Annotated in this window: 17 protein-coding genes; all 17 read left to right on the top strand. The window is 33.8% G+C overall.

Annotated elements, in window-relative coordinates; translation table 11 throughout:
• The first annotated feature begins 7 nt into the window (after positions 1–7).
• The 17 genes from sucD (at position 8) to J5E45_RS02915 (ending at position 23198) form a co-directional block, all read left to right on the top strand.
• Complete coding sequence (gene sucD / locus J5E45_RS02995) at positions 8–913, top strand: succinate--CoA ligase subunit alpha (protein ID WP_039066771.1); 906 nt, start codon at positions 8–10, stop codon at positions 911–913.
• A 308-nt stretch (positions 914–1221) separates the two neighbouring features.
• Positions 1222–2091 (top strand): DNA-processing protein DprA, encoded by an 870-nt coding sequence (gene dprA, locus J5E45_RS02990; RefSeq protein ID WP_039066769.1) that lies wholly within the window; start codon positions 1222–1224, stop codon positions 2089–2091.
• A 206-nt stretch (positions 2092–2297) separates the two neighbouring features.
• Positions 2298–4364, top strand: coding sequence for a type I DNA topoisomerase (gene topA, locus J5E45_RS02985; RefSeq protein ID WP_208181561.1), 2067 nt, complete (start codon positions 2298–2300; stop codon positions 4362–4364).
• A 142-nt stretch (positions 4365–4506) separates the two neighbouring features.
• Positions 4507–5814: an FADH(2)-oxidizing methylenetetrahydrofolate--tRNA-(uracil(54)-C(5))-methyltransferase TrmFO gene (gene trmFO, locus J5E45_RS02980; protein WP_119585700.1), complete on the top strand. Its 1308-nt coding sequence runs from the start codon at positions 4507–4509 to the stop codon at positions 5812–5814.
• 118 nt (positions 5815–5932) lie between these two features.
• Complete coding sequence (xerC, locus tag J5E45_RS02975) at positions 5933–6823, top strand: tyrosine recombinase XerC (protein ID WP_039066765.1); 891 nt, start codon at positions 5933–5935, stop codon at positions 6821–6823.
• 3 nt (positions 6824–6826) lie between these two features.
• On the top strand, positions 6827–7369 hold the full coding sequence (gene hslV, locus J5E45_RS02970; protein ID WP_017724288.1) for an ATP-dependent protease subunit HslV: 543 nt from the start codon (positions 6827–6829) through the stop codon (positions 7367–7369).
• Between the two features lie 141 nt (positions 7370–7510).
• The gene (hslU, locus tag J5E45_RS02965; protein ID WP_039066763.1) at positions 7511–8920 is read left to right on the top strand and encodes an ATP-dependent protease ATPase subunit HslU; all 1410 of its coding nucleotides are present in this window, start codon (positions 7511–7513) and stop codon (positions 8918–8920) included.
• 23 nt (positions 8921–8943) lie between these two features.
• Positions 8944–9717, top strand: a complete 774-nt coding sequence (gene codY / locus J5E45_RS02960; protein WP_017724290.1) for a GTP-sensing pleiotropic transcriptional regulator CodY — start codon at positions 8944–8946, stop codon at positions 9715–9717.
• A 363-nt stretch (positions 9718–10080) separates the two neighbouring features.
• The gene (gene rpsB, locus J5E45_RS02955; protein WP_039066761.1) at positions 10081–10869 is read left to right on the top strand and encodes a 30S ribosomal protein S2; all 789 of its coding nucleotides are present in this window, start codon (positions 10081–10083) and stop codon (positions 10867–10869) included.
• Between the two features lie 93 nt (positions 10870–10962).
• On the top strand, positions 10963–11841 hold the full coding sequence (gene tsf / locus J5E45_RS02950; RefSeq protein ID WP_039066760.1) for a translation elongation factor Ts: 879 nt from the start codon (positions 10963–10965) through the stop codon (positions 11839–11841).
• A gap of 131 nt (positions 11842–11972) precedes the next feature.
• Entirely contained in the window at positions 11973–12695 is a 723-nt protein-coding gene (pyrH, locus tag J5E45_RS02945; RefSeq protein WP_017724293.1) for a UMP kinase, read from the top strand.
• 17 nt (positions 12696–12712) lie between these two features.
• The gene (gene frr / locus J5E45_RS02940; RefSeq protein WP_039066758.1) at positions 12713–13267 is read left to right on the top strand and encodes a ribosome recycling factor; all 555 of its coding nucleotides are present in this window, start codon (positions 12713–12715) and stop codon (positions 13265–13267) included.
• A gap of 229 nt (positions 13268–13496) precedes the next feature.
• Positions 13497–14258, top strand: a complete 762-nt coding sequence (locus J5E45_RS02935; RefSeq protein WP_039066756.1) for an isoprenyl transferase — start codon at positions 13497–13499, stop codon at positions 14256–14258.
• A gap of 17 nt (positions 14259–14275) precedes the next feature.
• A complete protein-coding gene (locus J5E45_RS02930) occupies positions 14276–15058 on the top strand; it encodes a phosphatidate cytidylyltransferase (RefSeq protein ID WP_039066755.1) in 783 nt (260 codons plus the stop codon).
• A gap of 398 nt (positions 15059–15456) precedes the next feature.
• Positions 15457–16743 carry an RIP metalloprotease RseP gene (rseP, locus tag J5E45_RS02925; RefSeq protein ID WP_208181560.1) on the top strand — a complete coding sequence of 429 codons (1287 nt, stop codon included), beginning with the start codon at positions 15457–15459 and terminating at the stop codon, positions 16741–16743.
• Positions 16744–16763: 20 nt separating this feature from the next.
• Positions 16764–18464, top strand: coding sequence for a proline--tRNA ligase (locus tag J5E45_RS02920; RefSeq protein WP_208181559.1), 1701 nt, complete (start codon positions 16764–16766; stop codon positions 18462–18464).
• Between the two features lie 417 nt (positions 18465–18881).
• Positions 18882–23198, top strand: a complete 4317-nt coding sequence (locus J5E45_RS02915) for a PolC-type DNA polymerase III (RefSeq protein ID WP_039066752.1) — start codon at positions 18882–18884, stop codon at positions 23196–23198.
• The last annotated feature ends 162 nt before the right edge of the window (positions 23199–23360 follow it).

Here is a 23360-nt window from a genome sequence, read left to right as displayed (position 1 = left end):
CACGAAGATGAGCGTATTTATTGATAAGAATACAAAAGTAATTGTACAAGGTATCACAGGGTCAACTGCCCTTTTCCATACAAAACAAATGCTTGAATATGGTACACAAATTGTTGCTGGGGTTACTCCAGGTAAAGGCGGACAAGTTGTTGAAGGCGTTCCAGTATTCAATACAGTTGAAGAAGCACAAGAAGAGACAGGAGCTACAGTTTCTGTTATATACGTACCTGCACCATTCGCTGCAGATGCAATTTTAGAATGTATTGAAGCTGAGTTAGATTTAGCAATCTGTATTACAGAACATATCCCAGTAGTTGATATGGTTAAAGTTAAGCGTTACTCAGAAGGTAAGAAAACACGTGTCGTTGGCCCAAACTGTCCAGGCGTAATCACTGCTGATGAATGTAAAATTGGAATTATGCCAGGTTATATCCATAAAAAAGGTCATGTCGGCGTAGTTTCACGTTCTGGTACATTAACTTATGAAGCAGTACATCAATTAACTGAAGAAGGAATTGGCCAAACAACTGCTGTAGGTATTGGCGGAGACCCTGTTAACGGTACAAACTTTATTGATGTATTAAAAGCATTTAATGAAGATGAAGAAACTAAAGCTGTTGTTATGATTGGCGAAATCGGGGGTACTGCAGAAGAAGAAGCTGCAGAGTGGATTAAAGCTAACATGACTAAACCTGTGGTAGGTTTCGTTGGTGGCCAAACAGCTCCTCCAGGTAAGCGTATGGGTCATGCTGGCGCTATTATCTCAGGCGGTAAAGGTACTGCAGAAGAAAAAATTAAAACACTTAATAGCTGTGGCGTGAAAACAGCAGATACACCTTCTGAAATTGGTACGACATTGATAGATGCTGCAAAAGAAGCAGGTATATACGAACAATTATTGACTGTTAAATAATTGTTTCTTCCATAATGCGCACAAATTCCGATAATATGTCGGAGTTTGTGCTTTTTTAGGTTGCGTTTCTACCATATTAATAGTTCAATAATATATCATTAAAAATTGCGTTCAATTTTAATATAAGGTAGTTTTTACACTTGGTACTATTTATACTGTTATATTATGCGTCGCTTATATGAGCGAACTCGTTCAATTACAAGAATTACTCTTTAAAGTTATATTACATTTCATAAAAAATGATTCTATAATGTAAAATAAAACCAATAGAAATTCCTTTATAATATACATATAAAGGAGCTCGATACATGAAAGAACAACTTTACTTAAAACTGAGATTTTCAGGGCTAACCACACGTCATTTGCACCGATTATTTGAATTTGCACCGTCATTTATACATGATAGTGAAATAGAACAAAAATACACCCTCAAAAGTTTTTTAACAAAGTCAGCAATTAAAAGAAAACGTACGATTTATGACAACTTTTTAAATTTAGAGCTTAAGCATATTTTCAAATTGCTTAAACAATGGCATATTAGTTATGTGACTATTGATTCTAATACTTATCCTAAATTATTGCGTGAAATACATGATCCACCATTTATCCTTTTTTATAAAGGTCATCCTTCTTTAATGCAATCTACACAAACACTTGCTATTATCGGTTCGAGACAAGCTACTAAGTATACTCAAATAACACTAGAAACATTCTTCCCCGATTTTAAAAAAGAAAATTTAATTATCATATCTGGTTTGGCTAAAGGTGCTGATAGAATGGCTCATGAACAAACGCTGAAATATAATATGGGAGCGATTGCTGTGTTAGGTTTTGGTCATAAATATCACTATCCTAAAGAAACTAAAGCTATTCGAAAGCAAATAGAGGCTAAAGGTATAGTAATTAGTGAGTATTTACCGACAGAAGGTCCTCAGAAACATTATTTTCCAGAGCGAAATAGAATTATTAGCGGCCTTGCAAAAGGTGTTTTTATTACAGAATCAACTTTGAATAGTGGTACCAATATAACGTTAGATTGCGCATTGGAGCAAAATAGAGAAGTGTATGTATTACCTGGATCTATATACAATCCTATGGTCCAAGGAAATTTAATGAATGCCCAAGAAGGCGCAAAAATTGTTGTGAAAGTATGTGACATTTTAGAAGATTATAATTAATCAATGTAAATTTTAGGTATTATGAAATTTTAAATAGTTAGTAATATAGTTTCATAGAAAACATATGTAAAACTAATGACAATTATAAATTTTGACCACAATAATACGTTGATTTAATACACACCAAAATTAAAAACATTGACAAAAACAAAATACACCGTTTATCATTTATCTTTGTAATTAGAAAATGCAAGGGGGTAACTACTTTGGCAGAAAATTTAGTCATAGTTGAATCGCCTGCAAAAGCTAAAACTATTGAAAAATATTTAGGGAAAAAATACAAAGTTATCGCATCAATGGGGCATGTTCGAGATTTGCCTCGTAGTCAAATGGGCGTAGATGCAGAAAATGATTATGAACCCAAATATATTACAATACGCGGCAAAGGGCCTGTAGTTAAAGAATTAAAGAAACATGCTAAGAAAGCCAAAAAAGTTTTCCTAGCGAGTGACCCGGACCGTGAAGGTGAAGCTATTGCTTGGCATTTAGCAAATATATTAAATTTAGAAGATTCAAAAGAAAATAGAGTAGTGTTTAATGAAATAACAAAAGATGCAGTGAAAGATAGCTTTAAACATCCAAGAGGTATAGAGATGGAGCTTGTGGATGCACAACAAGCTCGCCGTATATTAGACCGTTTGGTAGGCTATAATATTTCACCAGTACTTTGGAAAAAAGTGAAAAAAGGGCTGTCAGCCGGCCGCGTACAATCAGTGGCACTAAGACTTGTCATTGATCGAGAAAATGAAATAAGAAACTTTAAACCAGAAGAATACTGGAAAATTGAAGGCGAATTTAGATATAAAAAATCTAAATTTACAGCTAAATTTTTACATTTAAAAAACAAACCATACAAGTTAACAAATAAAGATGACGTTGAAAAAGTGACAACACAGTTGGACGGAGATCAATTCGAAGTAACGAAAGTAACGAAGAAAGAAAAAACACGTTACCCTGCAAACCCATTTACAACTTCAACGTTGCAACAAGAAGCTGCGCGTAAGTTGAACTTTAAAGCGCGTAAAACAATGATGTTAGCACAACAATTATACGAAGGTATTGACTTGAAAAAACAAGGTACGGTTGGTTTAATTACCTATATGCGTACTGATTCAACGAGAATATCCGATCAAGCTAAGGCAGAAGCTAAAAACTATATTGAAGAAACTTATGGTCAAAACTATACATCAAATCGCAAAGCAAAAGGTCAAGGAGCTCAAGATGCTCACGAAGCAATCAGACCTTCAAGCACTTTACGTACACCAAATGAAATGAAACAATTTTTAACTAGAGATCAACATAGACTTTATAAATTAATTTGGGAACGTTTTGTAGCTAGTCAAATGGCACCAGCAATCTTAGATACAGTTGCCATGGATATAACGCAAAACGATATAAAATTCCGTGCAAATGGTCAAACAATCAAATTTAAAGGTTTTATGACATTATATGTTGAAGCAAAAGATGATAATGATGATGGTAAAGATAATAAATTGCCGAATATTGAAGAAGGTGAAATGGTTACAGCTACAAATATTGAACCATCGCAACATTTCACACAGCCACCACCACGTTATACTGAAGCTCGTCTAGTTAAAACAATGGAAGAGTTGAAGATTGGGAGACCTTCTACGTATGCACCAACTATTGATACAATACAAAAAAGAAATTATGTAAAAAATGAAAGTAAACGTTTTGTACCAACAGAATTAGGTGAAATCGTACACGAACAAGTAAAAGATTACTTCCCAGAAATCATAGATGTTGATTTCACTGTGAATATGGAAACATTACTAGATAAAGTGGCAGACGGTGAAATTCCATGGAAAAAGGTAATAAGAGACTTTTACAGTAGTTTCAGCCAAGATGTTGAACGTGCTGTAGAAGAAATGGAAAAAATTGAAATTAAAGATGAACCTGCTGGTGAAGACTGTGAAGTATGTGGTTCACCAATGGTCATTAAAATGGGGCGTTATGGTAAATTTATGGCGTGCTCAAATTTCCCGGATTGTCGTAATACAAAAGCCATTGTTAAAACAATTGGGGTAACTTGTCCAAAATGTAAAGAAGGCGACGTCGTAGAGCGTAAATCGAAGAAAAATCGTGTGTTCTATGGTTGTTCGAAATATCCAGAATGTGATTTTGTTACATGGGATAAACCAATAGGTCGAGACTGTCCAAAATGTGAACAATATCTTGTTGAGAAAAAACAAGGGCGTAAGAGCCAAGTTGTATGTTCTAATTGTGATTACAAAGAAGAAGAACAGAAATAAATAATGAAATATCGCTTGTTGTTTTAAATAATTATATATGAACGATAGTAGCAACTTACGACATATATTTATAATTTAGAGGATATATTTATAAATATGATAGAATGTCTAAGTTGCTATTTTATAAGTAGGAGGTAAATAAATGACTCAAGTAGTAAACGTCGTAGGTGCTGGGCTTGCTGGTTCAGAAGCTGCATATCAATTGGCACAACGAGGTATAAAAGTCAATCTTATTGAGATGAGACCAGTTAAGCAAACGCCTGCACATCACACCGATAAGTTTGCTGAATTAGTGTGTTCTAACTCATTAAGAGGTAATGCGTTAACAAATGCAGTAGGTGTACTTAAAGAAGAAATGAGACATTTGGATTCATTGATTATTCGTGCTGCAGATAAAGCAAGAGTACCAGCAGGAGGTGCTTTAGCGGTTGATCGTCATGATTTTGCAGGTTATGTTACTGAAACATTAAAAGAACATCCAAATATAACAGTATTAAATGAAGAAATTAATAGCATTCCAGAAGGGTATACTATTATTGCTACTGGACCTTTAACAACAGATAAATTGGCAAATGAAATTGTCGAAGCTACTGGTAAAGATCAATTATATTTTTATGATGCAGCGGCGCCTATCGTTGAAAAAGATAGTATAGATTTAGACAAAGCGTATCTAAAATCACGTTATGACAAAGGTGAAGCAGCCTATTTAAATTGTCCTATGACTGAAGAAGAGTTTAATACATTTTATGATGCTTTAATGGAAGCAGAAGTTGCTCCAGTCAATGAATTTGAAAAAGAAAAATACTTTGAAGGTTGTATGCCGTTTGAAGTTATGGCGGAGCGCGGTAGAAAGACTTTACTATTTGGGCCAATGAAGCCAGTAGGGCTTGAAGACCCTAAGACCGGAAAAAGACCATATGCTGTGGTTCAATTGCGTCAAGATGATGCGGCAGGCACATTATATAACATTGTAGGATTCCAAACACATTTAAAATGGGGCGCACAAAAAGAAGTTATTCGTCTTATACCTGGCTTAGAGAATGTTGAAATTGTAAGATATGGCGTGATGCATCGTAATACCTTTATTAATTCCCCTGATGTTTTAACAGAAACGTATGAACTAAAGGGAAGAGAAGAACTATACTTTGCAGGTCAAATGACAGGTGTAGAAGGTTATGTAGAAAGCGCTGCGAGTGGTCTTGTAGCCGGCATAAATGTTGCACATAAAATACAAAATAAAGGTGAGGTCATTTTCCCGAGAGAAACAATGATTGGAAGTATGGCATATTATATTTCACATGCTAAAAATGAAAAGAACTTCCAACCGATGAATGCTAATTTTGGACTTTTACCTACTTTAGAAAATAGAATTAAAGATAAAAAATTACGTTATGAAACATTAGCAAACCGTGCATTAGACTACTTAGATAACTATAAAAAAACACTTTAAAAATATCGCATTTAACAAACAACTCCGAAAATTTTGAAAGTTTTACTCAATTTAATAGTTTTTTTTCGCAGACTCCTCTTTCAATATGCTACAATTCATATTGATGGAGGGGTTTTTAATGGAAAAAATCCAACAAGCATATTTATATATGTTGAAAGTGGAGAAACAATTTTCAGAGCATACATTGAAATCATACCACGATGATTTAGAACAATTTAATGATTTCTTATCACAGGAACATTTGTTATTAGCTACATTTGAATATAAAGATGCTAGAAACTATTTAAGTTACTTATATTCAAAAAACTTGAAAAGAACCTCAGTTTCTCGTAAAATTTCTACGCTGAGAAGTTTTTACGAATACTGGATGACACAAGATGAACAAGTAGTTAACCCATTCGTACAATTAGTACATCCCAAGAAAGAACAATATTTACCTCACTTTTTTTATGAAGAGGAAATGAAAGCCTTATTTGATACTGTTGAAAGTGATACTAAGAAAGGTTTGAGAGACAGAGTGATCTTAGAATTACTTTATGCAACTGGAATTAGGGTTTCTGAATTGGTTAATATAAAAGAACAAGATGTAGATATGTATGCACCAGGAGTCAAAGTATTGGGTAAAGGTGGTAAAGAACGTTTTATACCTTTTGGTGAATTTTGCAAGCAAAGTATTGAACGTTACTTAATACAATTCAAACCTAAAACAAATAGTGACCATACGTATTTATTAGTCAATATGAACGGAGAACCCATTACAGAACGTGGCGTACGTTATGTACTAAATGATGTTGTAAAACGTACCGCAGGCGTGACTGAAATTCATCCTCACAAACTAAGGCACACGTTTGCAACGCACATGTTAAATCAAGGCGCTGATTTACGAACAGTGCAGTCTTTATTAGGGCATGTTAACTTGTCTACAACAGGGAGATATACACACGTGACAAATGAACAATTAAGAAAAGTTTATTTAAATGCACATCCACGTGCAAAAAAGGAGAATTAGTTTATGAGTACATCAATCCATGCAACAACTATTTTTGCAGTTCAGCATAATGGTCATTCAGCAATGGCTGGTGATGGTCAAGTTACACTTGGCGAGCAAGTTATTATGAAGCAAACAGCTAGAAAAGTAAGACGTTTGTATAATGATAAAGTTTTGGCAGGTTTTGCCGGAAGTGTAGCTGATGCCTTCACTTTATTTGAAAAATTTGAAACAAAATTACAACAATTTAGCGGTAACTTGGAAAGAGCTGCGGTAGAATTGGCTCAAGAATGGCGTGGAGATAAACAACTTAGACAATTAGAAGCTATGCTTATAGTTATGGATGAAACTTCAATACTTGTAGTTAGTGGTACTGGTGAAGTTATTGCTCCAGATGATAATTTAATCGCTATAGGCTCTGGCGGTAACTACGCATTAAGTGCAGGTAGGGCATTAAAGAGTAACGCAACCCATTTAACAGCGAGTGAAATGGCGTATGAAAGTTTAAAAGTTGCTTCAGATATTTGTGTATTTACAAATGATCAAATCATCGTAGAAGAATTGTAAATAATAAAAATGGAAATTTAATTGTTTGCAATGTAAAATTGTTTAAGATTAAGATATAGTTGAAATAGTGAAAATTTTCCATAATTAGCTATTAATATGTTTCAGAGATAAAAAATGATTATAACGGAGGTAACTTGTCTAATGGAGACGAATGGTATTAAATTAACACCTAAAGATATTGTTACAAAACTTAATGAATATATAGTCGGACAAGATGATGCAAAACGTAAAGTTGCGATAGCTTTAAGAAATCGATATAGAAGAAGTCTTTTGACTGAAGAAGAAAAACAAGAGGTCGCTCCGAAAAATATATTGATGATTGGACCAACAGGTGTTGGTAAAACGGAAATCGCTAGACGCATGGCAAAAGTAGTAGGTGCGCCATTTATTAAAGTAGAAGCTACGAAGTTTACGGAAGTTGGTTATGTAGGTCGAGATGTAGAAAGTATGGTACGTGACCTCGTCGATATTGCGGTCAGATTAGTAAAAGAGCAGAAAAAAACATTAGTACATGATGAAGCGCAAAATAAAGCCAATGAAAAGTTAGTTAAATTATTAGTGCCTAGCATGAAGAAAAAGGCAACGACAAATAATAATAACAACCCATTAGAGTCACTTTTTGGAGGTTCGATGCCTAATTTCGGTCAAAATAATGACGAAGAGGAAGAAGCACCTACTGAAGAAGTTAAAACAAAGCGTTCAGAAATTAAACAGCAATTACTGGACGGTAAGTTAGAAGAAGAAAAAGTTAGATTGAAGGTTGAGCAAGACCCTGCTGCAATGGGTATGTTAGGTACGAATCAAAATCAACAAATGCAAGATATGATGAATCAATTAATGCCTAAGAAAAAAGTTGAACGAGAAGTGCCTGTTAAAACGGCGCGCAAGATTTTGACAGATGAATTTGCCGACGAGTTAATCGATCAAGAAACAGCAAATCAAGAAGCGATTGAATTAGCGGAACAAATGGGTATTATCTTTATCGATGAAATTGATAAAGTAGCCACAAATAATCAAAGTTCAGGTCAAGACGTTTCACGACAAGGTGTACAAAGAGATATTTTACCAATTCTTGAAGGTAGCATGGTTCAAACGAAGTATGGTACTGTTAATACTGAACATATGCTATTTATTGGTGCAGGAGCATTCCACGTGTCTAAACCAAGTGATTTAATTCCAGAGTTACAAGGTCGTTTTCCAATTCGTGTTGAATTAGAAAGTTTATCAGTGGGAGATTTCGTTAGAATCTTGACTGAACCTAAATTATCACTTATCAAACAATATGAAGCGTTACTTCAAACTGAGCAAGTAACAGTCAACTTTACTGATGATGCAATTAAACGATTAGCAGAGATAGCATTCCAGGTAAATCAAGATACTGATAACATTGGTGCACGTCGATTGCATACAATACTTGAAAAAATGTTGGAAGATTTATCTTTTGAAGCACCAAGTATGCCTAATGCAGTGGTAGATATTACACCACAATACGTAGACGATAAGTTGAAAACAATTTCAACAAATAAAGATTTAAGTGCATTTATTTTATAATATAAATAAAAAGGAGAAGGAATATGAGCTTATTATCGAAAACTAGAGAATTAAATACGCTTTTACAAAAACATAAAGGTATTGCTGTAGATTTTAAAGATGTAGCACAAACGATAAGTAGTGTAACGGTTACTAATGTATTTATAGTTTCAAGAAAAGGTAAAATTTTAGGATCAAGTTTAAACGAGCTGTTAAAAAATGAACGTATTATCCAAATGTTAGAAAGTAGACATATCCCTGTAGAATATACAGATCAGTTGATGGATGTTAAAGAAACACAATCTAATATCGACATTGATAATGTGTTAACTGTATTCCCGCCAGAAAACAAAGATTTATTTGGCGATAGCAAAACAACAATTTTTCCAATTTTAGGCGGTGGCGAAAGACTAGGTACGTTAGTACTTGGACGTGTAACTGACGATTTCTCAGAAAACGATCTAGTTTTAGGCGAATATGCAGCTACAGTCATCGGTATGGAAATTTTACGTGAAAAACACAACGAAGTAGAAAAAGAAGCTAGAGATAAAGCTGCGATAAGCATGGCAATCAATTCACTATCATATTCAGAAAGCGAAGCGATTGAACACATTTTTGAAGAATTAGGCGGCAAAGAAGGTCTTTTAATCGCTTCTAAAGTGGCAGATCGAGTTGGTATTACACGTTCAGTGATTGTTAATGCACTACGTAAACTTGAAAGTGCTGGCGTAATAGAATCACGTTCACTAGGAATGAAAGGTACTTTCATCAAAGTTAAAAAAGAAAAATTCTTGGATGAATTAGACCGTATTAAATAATTTATATTAGTAATAAATATATAAAACAAATTTAAATATTTTGATTTTATAACCTAAAGGTTTGTGCAAATCATTAAAGCTAATCATGAAGGAATAATGTGTTTTTATAGCACTATTTAAATACAATCAAACATTTACAATACTAATTAAGAGGCTGAAACAGATCATGATGTTTGAGCCTCTTAAATGTTTAAAATAGTAGTTTGAAAGTATTGATTTATAGTAATGTATATGTTATATTTATTGACGGCTATGAAGCCAATACGCACATAAAAAGTGAAAGTATAAAGGGTGCGACATACTAAATGTTGTGTTTATATGAGCTTTTTATGGAGGTAGAAAACCAATAGGAGGAATTTTATTATGGCAGTAATTTCAATGAAACAATTGCTAGAAGCAGGTGTTCACTTCGGTCACCAAACACGCCGTTGGAACCCAAAAATGAAAAGATATATCTTCACTGAAAGAAACGGTATTTACATTATCGATTTACAAAAAACAGTGAAAAAAGTAGAAGAAGCTTATAACTTCATTAAACAAGTATCAGAAGATGGCGGAAAAGTTTTATTTGTTGGTACTAAAAAACAAGCACAAGATTCAGTTAAATCTGAAGCAGAACGTGCTGGTCAATATTACGTAAACCAAAGATGGTTAGGCGGCATCTTGACTAACTATAAAACAATTTCTAAACGTATCAAACGTATCTCTGAAATTGAAAAAATGGAAGAAGATGGCTTATTCGAAGTATTACCTAAAAAAGAAGTTGTAGAACTTAAAAAAGAATATGACCGTTTAATTAAATTCTTAGGCGGAATTCGTGATATGAAATCTATGCCTCAAGCATTATTTGTAGTTGACCCTCGTAAAGAGCGCAACGCAATCGCTGAAGCACGTAAATTACACATCCCAATCGTTGGTATTGTAGACACTAACTGTGATCCAGATGAAATTGATTACGTTATCCCTGCAAACGATGATGCTATCCGTGCAGTTAAACTATTAACTGGTAAAATGGCAGATGCAATCTTAGAAGGTCAACAAGGTGTATCAAATGAAGAAGTAGCAGCTGAACAAAACATTGATTTAAACGAATCAACTGAAGCTACTGAAGCAGAAACAACTGAAGAAAACACTTCTGTTGAATCAAACTAAGAATAATGTAAAATGGGTGATAAGATATTTAAGCTTATCACCTTTTTTTAAAATAAATACAATAAAATTCATTAAATAATGGAGGAATATGAAATGGCAATTTCAGCTAAACTTGTAAAAGAATTACGTGAAAAAACTGGCGCTGGCATGATGGATTGTAAAAAAGCGTTAACAGAAACTGATGGTGACATCGATAAAGCAGTAGACTTCTTACGTGAAAAAGGTATTGCTAAAGCTGCTAAAAAATCTGACCGTATTGCGGCAGAAGGTTTAGTACACGTTGAAGCAAGAGGGAACGAAGCAGCAATTGTAGAAATTAATTCAGAAACTGACTTCGTAGCTCGTAACGAAGGATTCCAACAATTAGTGAAAGAAATTGCTATCCAAGTATTGGATACAAAAGCTGAATCAGTAGAAGCTTTATTAGAAACTGAATTATCAGATGGTAAATCAGTTGACCAACGTGTTAAAGAAGCGATTTCTACAATCGGTGAAAAATTAAGTATCCGTCGTTTTGCTATCAGAACAAAAACTGATAACGATTCATTTGGTGCTTACTTACACATGGGCGGACGCATCGGTGTATTAACGGTAGTTGAAGGTTCAACTGACGAAGAAGCTGCTAAAGATGTAGCTATGCACATTGCTGCAATTAACCCTAAATATGTTTCATCAGAACAAGTAAGTGAAGATGAAATTAATCACGAAAGAGAAGTATTAAAACAACAAGCTTTAAATGAAGGTAAACCTGAGAAAATTGTTGAAAAAATGGTAGAAGGCCGTTTACGTAAATATTTACAAGAAATTTGTGCGGTTGACCAAAACTTTGTAAAAGATCCTGATCAAACAGTTGAAGCTTTCTTAAAATCTAAAGGTGGTAAACTTGTAGACTTCGTACGTTATGAAGTAGGCGAAGGTATGGAAAAACGTGAAGAAAACTTTGCTGACGAAGTTAAAGGACAAATGAAATAATTTTTCATAGTTAGAACAAGAAAGAAGACACCTTTTGTGCTCCGTATGAAAGATTCACTTTTGTATTGGAAGACCTATTGTGTCTTCTTTACTTGTATAATTACATATTTTACAATAGAGAGGATAAGACAATGGCTCAAACTTCTAAATACGAACGTGTTGTATTAAAATTAAGTGGCGAAGCACTAGCAGGTGACGACGGGTTTGGAATTAACCCAATTATTATTAAAAGTGTTGCAAAACAAGTAGCTGAAGTAGCAAAAATGGATTGTGAAATTGCTGTTATCGTTGGTGGAGGCAATATTTGGAGAGGTAAAACTGGTAGTGATTTAGGCATGGACCGTGGTACTGCTGATTACATGGGTATGTTAGCTACGGTTATGAATGCATTAGCTTTACAAGATAGCCTTGAACAATTAGAGTGCGATACACGTGTCTTAACTTCAATTGAAATGAAACAAGTTGCAGAACCGTATATCCGTCGTCGTGCAATTAGACATTTAGAGAAGAAACGTGTTGTAATATTTGCAGCTGGTATAGGGAATCCTTATTTCTCTACTGATACTACAGCAGCATTGCGTGCGGCTGAAGTTGAAGCTGATGTTATCTTAATGGGTAAAAACAATGTTGATGGTGTTTACTCTGCTGATCCAAAAGTAGATCAAAATGCAATTAAGTATGAACATTTAACACATATTCAAATGTTACAAGAAGGTTTACAAGTCATGGATTCAACGGCTTCATCATTCTGTATGGATAATAATATCCCATTGAATGTATTTTCTATAACAGAAGAAGGCAATATTAAACGTGCTGTTATGGGTGAAAAAATAGGAACGTTAATAACAAAATAATTTAGAGGTGTATGACTATGAGTGACATTATTAATGACACGAAATCAAAAATGCAAAAATCTGTAGATAATCTTTCTAGAGAATTAGCTAATATCAGTGCAGGTAGAGCTAACTCAAATTTATTAAATGGTGTAACTGTTGACTATTATGGTGCACCGACACCTGTACAACAACTTGCAAGCATCAGTGTACCAGAAGCGCGTTTATTAGTAATTGCGCCATACGATAAATCATCTGTAGGTAACATTGAAAAAGCGATTAATGCTGCTAACTTAGGCGTTAATCCTTCAAGTGATGGCGAAGTGATTCGTATAAGTGTGCCTGCTTTAACAGAAGAGCGTCGTAAAGACTTAGTTAAAGAAGTTAAGAAAATCGGCGAAGATGCTAAAGTGGCTGTTAGAAACGTACGTCGTGATGCTAATGATGAACTTAAAAAACAACAAAAAAATGCTGACATCACTGAAGATGATTTAAAATCACAAACAGCAGATGTACAAAAGCTAACTGACGATTCAATTAAAGAAATCGATAAATTGTTAGAAGAAAAAGAACAAGATATTATGTCAGTATAAACATGGTAATGAATGATAAGACTTGGCTTCAATTCTGTTGTTTCAATTAATCAACGGGGTTCAAAAAACAGAAGTCTATCATATTTTATCTGAACTGTATCAAATCAGACTTTGGTACAGTTTTTTTATTTGTTTATTCAATGCGCCTATCTAGTATGATAAAATGGTAGATAATTGCATCTAGAACCTATTATAATAAACATAGATGATCACGCTCGGAGGAAATACCATGTTTAAAAAGTTAAATAAGAAAAAAAATCAGCCTAACCAATCCGATTTCGAATTGGATTTACATAATATACCTGAACATGTTGCAATCATAATGGATGGTAATGGTCGTTGGGCGAAACAAAGGAAATTGCCTAGAATTAAAGGTCATTACCAAGGTACACAAACCGTAAAAAACATCACTAAAGTAGCTAGTGATCTGGGAATAAAATACTTAACATTATATGCATTCTCTACAGAAAATTGGTCAAGGCCGGAAAATGAAGTTAATTATATTATGAGTTTACCAGGCACATTTTTAAAAACTTTTCTACCGGAATTGATAGAGAATAATGTGAAAGTAGAAACGATTGGCTTTTTGGAACATTTGCCAAATTCTACACTCAACGCAATAGCTAAAGCGAAAGAAGATACTAAGGACAACACAGGCTTAAAATTAATCTTTGCTATGAACTATGGTGGACGTGCCGAAATTGTAAACAGTGTGAAAAAAATCTATGATCAATTAACTGCTAAAGGTTTATCGAGTGATGAAATCACTGAACAAATGATTGATGAGCATTTGATGACTCATGCATATCCTGACCCAGATCTTTTGATAAGAACTTCAGGAGAACAAAGAATTAGTAATTTCCTTATCTGGCAAGTATCGTATAGTGAATTTATTTTCAACGAAAAATTATGGCCGGACTTTGATAAGGAAGAATTAATAAATTGTATTAAAATTTATCAATCACGCCAACGTCGCTTTGGTGGGTTATAAATAGTTAGGAGATTAGTATGAAAGTTAGAACTTTAACCGCAATCATAGCACTTATCATTTTTCTCCCTGTATTACTAAAGGGCGGCTTTATTCTAATGCTATTTTCATATTTATTAGCATTTATAGCTCTAAAAGAATTGCTTAATATGAATATGATTAAGTTCTTATCTATACCAGGTATAATAAGTGCATTAGGTATTTTAATTATTATGTTGCCTCAAGAAGCAGGCGACTGGGTTAATAATTTCCAATTAAAATCGTTAATAGCTATGAGTTTTATTTTATTAAGTTATACCGTGCTTTCTAAGAATAGATTTAGCTTTATGGATGCAGCTTTCTGTCTTATGTCTATCGCATATGTTGGTATTGGTTTTATGTATTTATATGAAACTCGTTCAGAAGGCTTGCATTACATCTTGTTCGCATTTTTAGTTGTGTGGTTAACAGATACGGGCGCTTATATTTTTGGTAGATTGATGGGCAAACATAAGTTGTGGCCAGTTATCAGCCCTAATAAAACAATAGAAGGTTTTATTGGCGGATTAATTTGTAGTATAATTGTCCCACTTGTAATGATGCTATTTGTTGATTTTAATATAGCTACCTGGCTATTAATCATAGTTACAATTATTTTAAGTATGTTCGGACAGCTAGGTGATCTTGTTGAATCAGGTTTTAAACGCCATTTTGGTGTTAAAGATTCAGGTAGAATTTTACCGGGCCACGGTGGTATTTTAGATAGATTTGATAGTTTTATGTTTGTATTGCCATTGTTGAATATATTATTAATTCAAAGCTAAACATAGTTGTTCTTAAAATTTTATAAATTATAAACATGGAGTTAATGAATTGGAGTAACTGCGCTAAGCATACAGTTAATATGATTCTTAACTCCTTTAATAAATCTAAAGAATTTAACTTAATACTACGTTTTGCTATTACGAGATATGCAAGTTGAATTAGGCCACTGTTATTACATAATCAAAACATCTTAGAGATTAAATAAACTAAATTATTAGCTGATACCTTTTTACATAAAAAATGGCCACAATAATATATAATAGTAACGTGTTTCAGTTAGCATTATTGTGTTATAATTTTATAATCTGAAGTACGAATAACAAACTTTAAAGTAAAGCGCTTGTTTTTTAAAAGTTAAACGTAGTTAATTTATTAAGAATATATGAGGTGTATCAAATTGAGTTTTCTAGTAACAATTATTTCTTTTATAATCGTCTTTGGTGTCCTCGTAACCGTGCATGAGTATGGGCATATGTTTTTTGCCAAACGGGCAGGGATTATGTGTCCAGAATTCGCAATTGGTATGGGACCGAAAATTTTTAGTTTTAGAAAAAATGAAACGTTATATACAATACGACTATTACCTGTAGGTGGTTATGTTCGTATGGCGGGCGACGGCTTAGAAGAGCCGCCTGTTCAACCAGGAATGCACGTAAAAATTAAATTAAATGATAAAGAAGAAATTACACATATCATTTTAGATGACCAACACAAATTCCAACAAATTGAAGCTATGGAAGTAAAACAATGTGATTTTAAAAATGGCTTATTTGTGGAAGGTGTGACTGCCTATGATGATGAACGTCATCGTTTCCCTATTGCAGAAAAATCATATTTTGTAGAAAATGGTAGTTTAATTCAAATTGCACCTAGAGACAGACAATTCACATATAAAAAGCCTTATCAAAAATTCTTAACGTTATTTGCTGGACCATTGTTTAATTTCTTACTTACATTAGTCTTATTTATCGGTTTAGCTTATTATCAAGGTACACCGACGAATTCAGTTGATGAAGTAGCGAAAGATACGCCGGCAGCTCAAGCTGGACTTAAATCTGGTGACGCAATTGTGAAATTAGATAATAAAAAAATCGAAGACAAAAGTGATATCGATAAATTTGTTGAACAGAATAAAGACAAAAAAGCAAAAATGACAGTAGAACGTGATGGTAAAACCCATACGATGGATATAAAGCCTAAAAAAGTAGAACAAAAAGTTACTAAAAATAAGAGTCAAACAAGATATTTATTTGGCTATACTCCTACCACAGAACACACTTTATTTAAACCAATCGTTGCTGGTATTGACCGCACATTAGAAGCTGGAAAGCTTATTTTCTCTGCAATTGTCGGGATGATTGCTAGTATTTTCACAGGCAACTTCTCTTTTGATATGTTAAATGGACCTGTTGGTATCTATCATTCAGTCGATTCTGTGGTTAAAACTGGTATAATAAACTTAATTTCTTGGACGGCATTATTAAGTGTCAACTTAGGATTAATGAATTTATTACCTGTACCTGCTTTAGACGGTGGTCGCATACTATTTGTCTTTTACGAAGCAATATTTAGAAAACCTGTAAATAAAAAAGCAGAAACAACGATTATTGCAATTGGTGCAGTATTTGTATTAATCGTAATGGTCTTAGTGACTTGGAACGATATACAACGTTATTTCTTATAAAGAGGGAGAGAAGTATATAAATGAAACAGTCTAAAGTATTTATACCAACTATGAAAGAAGTACCAGCCGGTGCTGAAGCATTAAGCCATCGTTTGTTATTGAAAGCAGGTTTAATCAAACAAAGCACAAGTGGCATATATAGTTATTTACCGCTCGCAGCTAGAGTATTGAATAATATAGAGGCGATTGTCCGTGAAGAAATGGAACGTATTGATGCAGTGGAAATCTTAATGCCAGCACTGCAACAAGCAGAATTGTGGGAAGAATCTGGCCGTTGGAGCGCATATGGGCCGGAACTCATGCGTTTACAAGATCGTAATGGCCGTGAATTTGCCCTTGGACCAACTCACGAAGAAGTAGTTACTTCTTTAGTAAGAGATGAATTAAAATCTTATAAACAATTACCTTTGACATTGTTCCAAATTCAATCTAAATATAGAGACGAAAAACGACCACGTTTTGGATTATTACGTGGCAGAGAATTTATTATGAAAGATGCTTATTCTTTCCATGCTGATGAAGAATCTTTAGATGCCTCATATCAAGATATGTACAATGCATATGGTCGTATTTTTAAACGAGTTGGTATTAATGCGAGACCCGTAGTTGCTGATTCTGGTGCAATTGGCGGTAGTCATACGCATGAATTTATGGCATTAAGTGAAATTGGTGAAGATACGATTGTCTTTAGCGACCAAAGTGATTATGCTGCAAATATTGAAAAGGCAGAAGTTATTTATCAACCAAATGAAAAGCATGATGAGATTAAACCATTAACTAAAATAGAAACACCTAATGTGCATACTGCACAAGAGTTAGCGACATTCCTTGAAAAGCCATTGGATGAAATTACGAAATCTATGATATTTAAAGTAGACGGTGAATTCATTATGGTCTTAGTACGTGGCCATCATGAAATCAATGATATTAAATTAAAAGCGTACTTTGCTACTGATAGCATTGAATTAGCAACTGAAGATGAAATTGTTAATTTACTTGGAGCGAAACCCGGTTCTTTAGGTCCAATTTTCGATAAAGATATTAAGATTTATGCTGATAATTACATTCAAGACTTAAATAATATCGTTGTTGGTGCAAATGAAGATGGCTACCATTTATTAAATGCAAATGTAGGTCGCGATTTTGAAGTTACAGAATATGGCGATTTCAGATTTATATTAGAAGGTGAGCCACTAGTAGATGGTTCAGGTTCAGCACACTTTGCCGAAGGTATTGAAGTAGGACAAGTATTTAAACTAGGCACAAAATATTCAGAAAGTATGAATGCTACTTTCCTTGATAATCAAGGTAAAGCTAAACCACTATTAATGGGTTGTTATGGTATTGGTGTTTCTAGAACATTAAGCGCGATCGTTGAACAAAATAATGATGAAAATGGTATTATTTGGCCGAAGTCAGTTACACCATTTGATTTACATTTAATAACAATAAATCCTAAAAAAGATGAACAACGTGAATTAGCAGATCAACTCTATACACAGTTAAAAGAGCAATTTGATGTGTTATATGATGATCGTAAAGAACGTGCGGGTGTGAAATTTAATGATGCAGATTTAATTGGCTTACCAATACGAGTAGTTGTTGGTAAAAATGCAGCTGAAGGCATTGTTGAGGTTAAGCGTCGTGACACTGGTGACAGCGAAGATATTCACATTGATAACTTAACAAACTATGTAAGTGACTTATATTCAAATATATAAATTGAAAGCAGAGTCGATGACAATTTGTTATAATAGCTAATGTAAATAGGTTAATAATACCTATAAAAAATCATAAGGCTGAAACAAAAAATAGAGTATTAAATACTGATGTGTTTAAACTTGGAGCATATACAGTAGCTGTTTAGTATTTAAAAATAAGGGTTTCAAGATTTTTAAATACTTATTCAGTCTTGTGGGGGCGGGCATATGAAATCAAATTTAAAACTTTGGTTTCTGTTCCGCTCCCACTTATTTGTTTGTAAAAATTATGAATTAGGTCCAAAGAGTTGAACTATTAGAATTTCAAATATATTTCGTTATAATAGAGAGAATGAAAAATAATACATACACCGTCATAAAATGTAATCAATAATATACAAGTAAAACAGTGTAATTAATAGTAAGGTGGTTATCGTCATGCCAATGACAAATCAGGAAAAGTTTAAAATCCTAGCTGACCAAATTAAAATAGCAGAGCATTTGGATTCTGAAATATTAACACAAAGTGAGTTAACACGTGTGGACGTTAAAACAGTAGATCGTTCATGGGTGTTTCAAATCACTTTCCCATATTTTTTAACAATAGAAGATTACTTACTTTTCACTAGTGCAATTACTGAAGAATTCAAAACAATTGCTGAGGTAAAATGTAATATCACGATAAAAGATAAAGCAAACCAAGATGAATTTGCTATTAAATACTTTAGTCATTGTATCGATCAAACAAAGTTATCACCAAAAGTTAAAGGTCAATTGAAACAGAAACGTTTGATAATGTCTGGAGATATTTTAAAAGTGATGTGTCAAAACGATATTGAACGAGATCATTTTGATAAAGCTTGTAACGGTAGTTTAATTGCAGCATATCAACAGTGCGGATTTAATATAAGTAAAGTTGTTTTTGAAACTGATAGCGCTGTAAATGATGGTGATTTAGCATCATTAGAGGCACATATACAAGAAGAAGATGAAAAGAGTGCACGTGAAGCAACAGAAAAATTAGAAAAAATGAAAGCTGAAAAAGCAAAACAACAAGATAATAACGAAAGTTCTGTCTCAAAATGTCAAATTGGTAAACCAATTCAAATTGAAAACGTACGTACAATTGATTCTATTATTGAAGAAGAGTTTAAAGTAGCCGTTGAGGGCGTTATTTTTGATATTAATCTAAAAGAGTTGAAAAGTGGTAGACATATTGTAGAAATAAAAGTAACAGACTATACGGATTCTCTCGTATTAAAAATGTTCACCCGTAAAAATAAAGATGACTTAGCTCATTTCAAAGCTTTAAGCGTAGGGAAATGGGTACGTGCACAAGGTAGAATAGAAGAAGATACTTTTGTACGAGATTTAGTTATGATGATGTCAGACATAGAAGAAATTAAAAAAGCAACGAAGCAAGATAAAGCTGAAGAAAAACGAGTAGAATTCCACTTGCATACCTCTATGAGCCAAATGGATGGCATCCCAAATATTTCTACGTATGTAGAACAAGCTGCTAAGTGGGGTCATAAAGCTATTGCTGTTACAGATCATAACGTTGTTCAAGCATTTCCAGATGCACACGCTGCGGCAGAAAAAAATGGTATTAAAATGATTTATGGCATGGAAGGTATGCTTGTTGATGACGGGGTGCCTATAGCTTATAAACCTAAAGATTGTAATTTGAAAACAGCAACTTATGTTGTGTTTGACGTTGAAACCACAGGTTTGTCTAACCAATACGATAAGATTATTGAGCTTGCGGCTGTCAAAGTTAAAGACGGTGAAATTATAGATAAGTTTGAACGATTTAGTAATCCACATGAACGTTTATCAGAAACAATTAAAAACTTAACTCATATTTCTGATGATATGTTAGTGGATGCACCAGAAATTGAAGAAGTGTTAACAGAATTTAAAACATGGGTCGGAGATGCAATTTTTGTTGCTCATAACGCTTCCTTTGATATGGGCTTCATTGATACTGGTTATGAACATGTTGGTATAGGTGCTTCTACAAACGGTGTTATTGACACATTAGAATTATCTAGAACAATTAATACAGAATATGGTAAGCACGGTTTGAATTTCTTAGCTAAAAAATATGGTGTCGAATTGACTCAACATCACAGAGCCATCTATGATACTGAAGCAACTGCGTATATGTTTATAAAAATGTTGAAACAATTAGAAGAACTCGGGGTTCACAATCATCAAGATATCAATACTTCTTTGACAAACGAGGACGCGTATAAGCGTGCGAGACCTAATCATGTTACTCTCATTGTACAAAACCAACAAGGCTTGAAGAACTTGTTTAAAATTGTAAGTGCTTCGTTAGTTCAATATTATTATCGTACCCCACGGATTCCACGTTCACTTTTAGATGAGTACCGTGAAGGGATATTAGTAGGTTCAGCTTGTGACGAGGGTGAAGTATTTACAGCCGTAATGCAAAAAGATCAATCTCAAGTGGAACGCATTGCTAAGTACTATGATTTTATAGAAGTTCAACCACCAGCACTTTATCAAGATTTAATCGATAGAGAACTTGTGAGAGATAATGAAACATTACATGAAATATATAATCGTTTAATTAGGGCTGGAGATGTTAATAATATTCCTGTAATCGCGACAGGCAATGCACACTATTTAAATGAACATGATGCAATTGCCCGTAAAATTTTAATTGCATCACAACCAGGTAATCCGTTGAATCGTTCAACTTTACCCAAAGCACATTTTAGAACAACTGATGAAATGTTAGATGAATTACATTTTTTAGGTGAGGAAAAAGCATACGAACTTGTTATCAAAAATACAAATGAATTAGCGGATAAAATTGAACGTGTTGTACCAATTAAAGACGAATTGTATACACCAAGAATGGAAGGCGCAAATGATGAAATTCGTGAAATGAGCTACTCTAATGCTAAAGCATTATACGGCGATGAATTGCCTCAAATTGTTATTGATCGTTTAGAGAAAGAACTAGAAAGTATTATTGGAAACGGCTTCTCTGTTATTTATTTGATTTCACAGAGGCTTGTTAAAAAATCATTAAATGATGGTTATTTAGTAGGTTCACGTGGTTCGGTGGGGTCTAGTTTTGTAGCAACAATGACAGAAATTACAGAAGTAAATCCATTGCCGCCCCATTATATTTGTCCAGAATGTAAGAACAGTGAATTCTTTAATGATGGTTCAGTTGGTTCTGGTTTCGATTTACCGGATAAAAAATGTGAATCTTGTGGCTGTGACTTAATTAAAGAAGGACAAGACATTCCCTTTGAAACATTCTTAGGATTTAAAGGGGACAAAGTACCAGATATTGACTTGAACTTTAGTGGGGAATATCAACCGGAAGCACATAATTATACAAAGGAACTCTTTGGGGAAGATAAAGTGTTCCGTGCTGGTACAATAGGCACAGTTGCTGAAAAAACTGCATTTGGTTTTGTTAAAGGTTACTTAAATGACCAAGGTATCCATAAACGTGGTGCTGAGATTGATAGACTAGTGAAAGGTTGTACAGGAGTAAAACGTACAACAGGACAACATCCAGGCGGTATCATCGTTGTGCCTGATTATATGGATATATATGATTTTACGCCAGTCCAATTTCCAGCAGATGATCAAGCATCGTCTTGGATGACAACGCATTTTGACTTCCATTCTATTCATGATAATGTCTTGAAACTAGATATTCTGGGACACGATGATCCAACTATGATACGTATGCTGCAAGATTTATCTGGTATTGATCCGAAAACGATTCCAGTTGATGATAAAGAAACAATGGGTATATTTAGTTCACCAGAACCATTAGGTGTGTCTTCAGAGGAAATTCTATGTAAAACGGGCACATTTGGCGTACCTGAATTTGGTACTGGCTTTGTTAGACAAATGCTAGAAGATACAAAGCCTACAACATTCTCGGAACTTGTTAGAATTTCTGGTCTTTCTCATGGTACGGATGTATGGTTAGGTAATGCGCAAGATTTAATTCGTTCTGGAAAATGCGATTTAGCTAGCGTAATTTGTTGTCGTGATGACATTATGGTTTACTTGATGTATAACGGTTTAGAACCATCACTTGCCTTCAAAACGATGGAATTTGTGCGTAAAGGTAAAGGATTAACAGACGATATGGTTGAAGCTATGGTCGATAATGAAGTACCAGACTGGTATTTAGATTCATGTAGAAAAATTAAATACATGTTCCCTAAAGCGCATGCTGCTGCATATGTATTGATGGCAGTACGTATTGCATATTTCAAAGTGCATTATCCATTGTATTATTATGCAAGTTATTTCACGGTACGTGCTTCTGATTTTGACTTAATTTCAATGATTAAAGATAAAGAAAGTATTCGTAATACAGTAAATGACATGTATTCAAGATATATGGATTTAGCTAAAAAAGAAAAAGATACTTTAACTGTACTTGAAATTATGAATGAAATGGCTCAACGTGGTTACCGGATGCAACCAATTAGTTTAGAAAAGAGTAAGGCTTTCGAATTTATAATTGAAGGTGATACTTTAATCCCACCATTTATATCTGTTCCAGGTCTAGGGGAAAACGTTGCACAAAGAATAGTTGAAGCTCGTGAAGAAGGACCATTCTTATCTAAAGAGGATTTAAATAAGAAGGCAGGTTTATCACAGAAAGTAATTGAGTATTTAGATGAATTAGGCTCATTACCTAACTTGCCAGACAAAGCACAACTTTCAATTTTTGACATGTAACAAGTTGTATCAATTAAATTATAAATGCTAATACTAAAATTGATTAAATTAGGTTTGAACAATTATCTCAAACTTAAGGTGCGTGATTTGAAGCTATAAAAATTAGATGACTTACAAATTTTAATTTATATAGAGGTATAATGGCTTTAGCGCGTTAAAATA

The sequence above is a fragment of the Staphylococcus shinii genome (genome assembly GCF_017583065.1).
Lineage (GTDB): Bacteria > Bacillota > Bacilli > Staphylococcales > Staphylococcaceae > Staphylococcus > Staphylococcus shinii.
Note: the sequence above shows the minus strand (reverse complement) of the source record. Positions and strands in the feature narration are given on the sequence as shown.

What these genes read in the sequence shown, in the direction of transcription:
- sucD (WP_039066771.1), top strand. Translation starts at nt 8, where the DNA reads ATGAGCGTATTTATTGATAAGAATACAAAAGTAATTGTACAAGGTATC.
- dprA (WP_039066769.1), top strand. Translation starts at nt 1,222, where the DNA reads ATGAAAGAACAACTTTACTTAAAACTGAGATTTTCAGGGCTAACCACA.
- trmFO (WP_119585700.1), top strand. Translation starts at nt 4,507, where the DNA reads ATGACTCAAGTAGTAAACGTCGTAGGTGCTGGGCTTGCTGGTTCAGAA.
- xerC (WP_039066765.1), top strand. Translation starts at nt 5,933, where the DNA reads ATGGAAAAAATCCAACAAGCATATTTATATATGTTGAAAGTGGAGAAA.
- hslV (WP_017724288.1), top strand. Translation starts at nt 6,827, where the DNA reads ATGAGTACATCAATCCATGCAACAACTATTTTTGCAGTTCAGCATAAT.
- hslU (WP_039066763.1), top strand. Translation starts at nt 7,511, where the DNA reads ATGGAGACGAATGGTATTAAATTAACACCTAAAGATATTGTTACAAAA.
- codY (WP_017724290.1), top strand. Translation starts at nt 8,944, where the DNA reads ATGAGCTTATTATCGAAAACTAGAGAATTAAATACGCTTTTACAAAAA.
- rpsB (WP_039066761.1), top strand. Translation starts at nt 10,081, where the DNA reads ATGGCAGTAATTTCAATGAAACAATTGCTAGAAGCAGGTGTTCACTTC.
- tsf (WP_039066760.1), top strand. Translation starts at nt 10,963, where the DNA reads ATGGCAATTTCAGCTAAACTTGTAAAAGAATTACGTGAAAAAACTGGC.
- pyrH (WP_017724293.1), top strand. Translation starts at nt 11,973, where the DNA reads ATGGCTCAAACTTCTAAATACGAACGTGTTGTATTAAAATTAAGTGGC.
- frr (WP_039066758.1), top strand. Translation starts at nt 12,713, where the DNA reads ATGAGTGACATTATTAATGACACGAAATCAAAAATGCAAAAATCTGTA.
- J5E45_RS02935 (WP_039066756.1), top strand. Translation starts at nt 13,497, where the DNA reads ATGTTTAAAAAGTTAAATAAGAAAAAAAATCAGCCTAACCAATCCGAT.
- J5E45_RS02930 (WP_039066755.1), top strand. Translation starts at nt 14,276, where the DNA reads ATGAAAGTTAGAACTTTAACCGCAATCATAGCACTTATCATTTTTCTC.
- J5E45_RS02920 (WP_208181559.1), top strand. Translation starts at nt 16,764, where the DNA reads ATGAAACAGTCTAAAGTATTTATACCAACTATGAAAGAAGTACCAGCC.
- J5E45_RS02915 (WP_039066752.1), top strand. Translation starts at nt 18,882, where the DNA reads ATGCCAATGACAAATCAGGAAAAGTTTAAAATCCTAGCTGACCAAATT.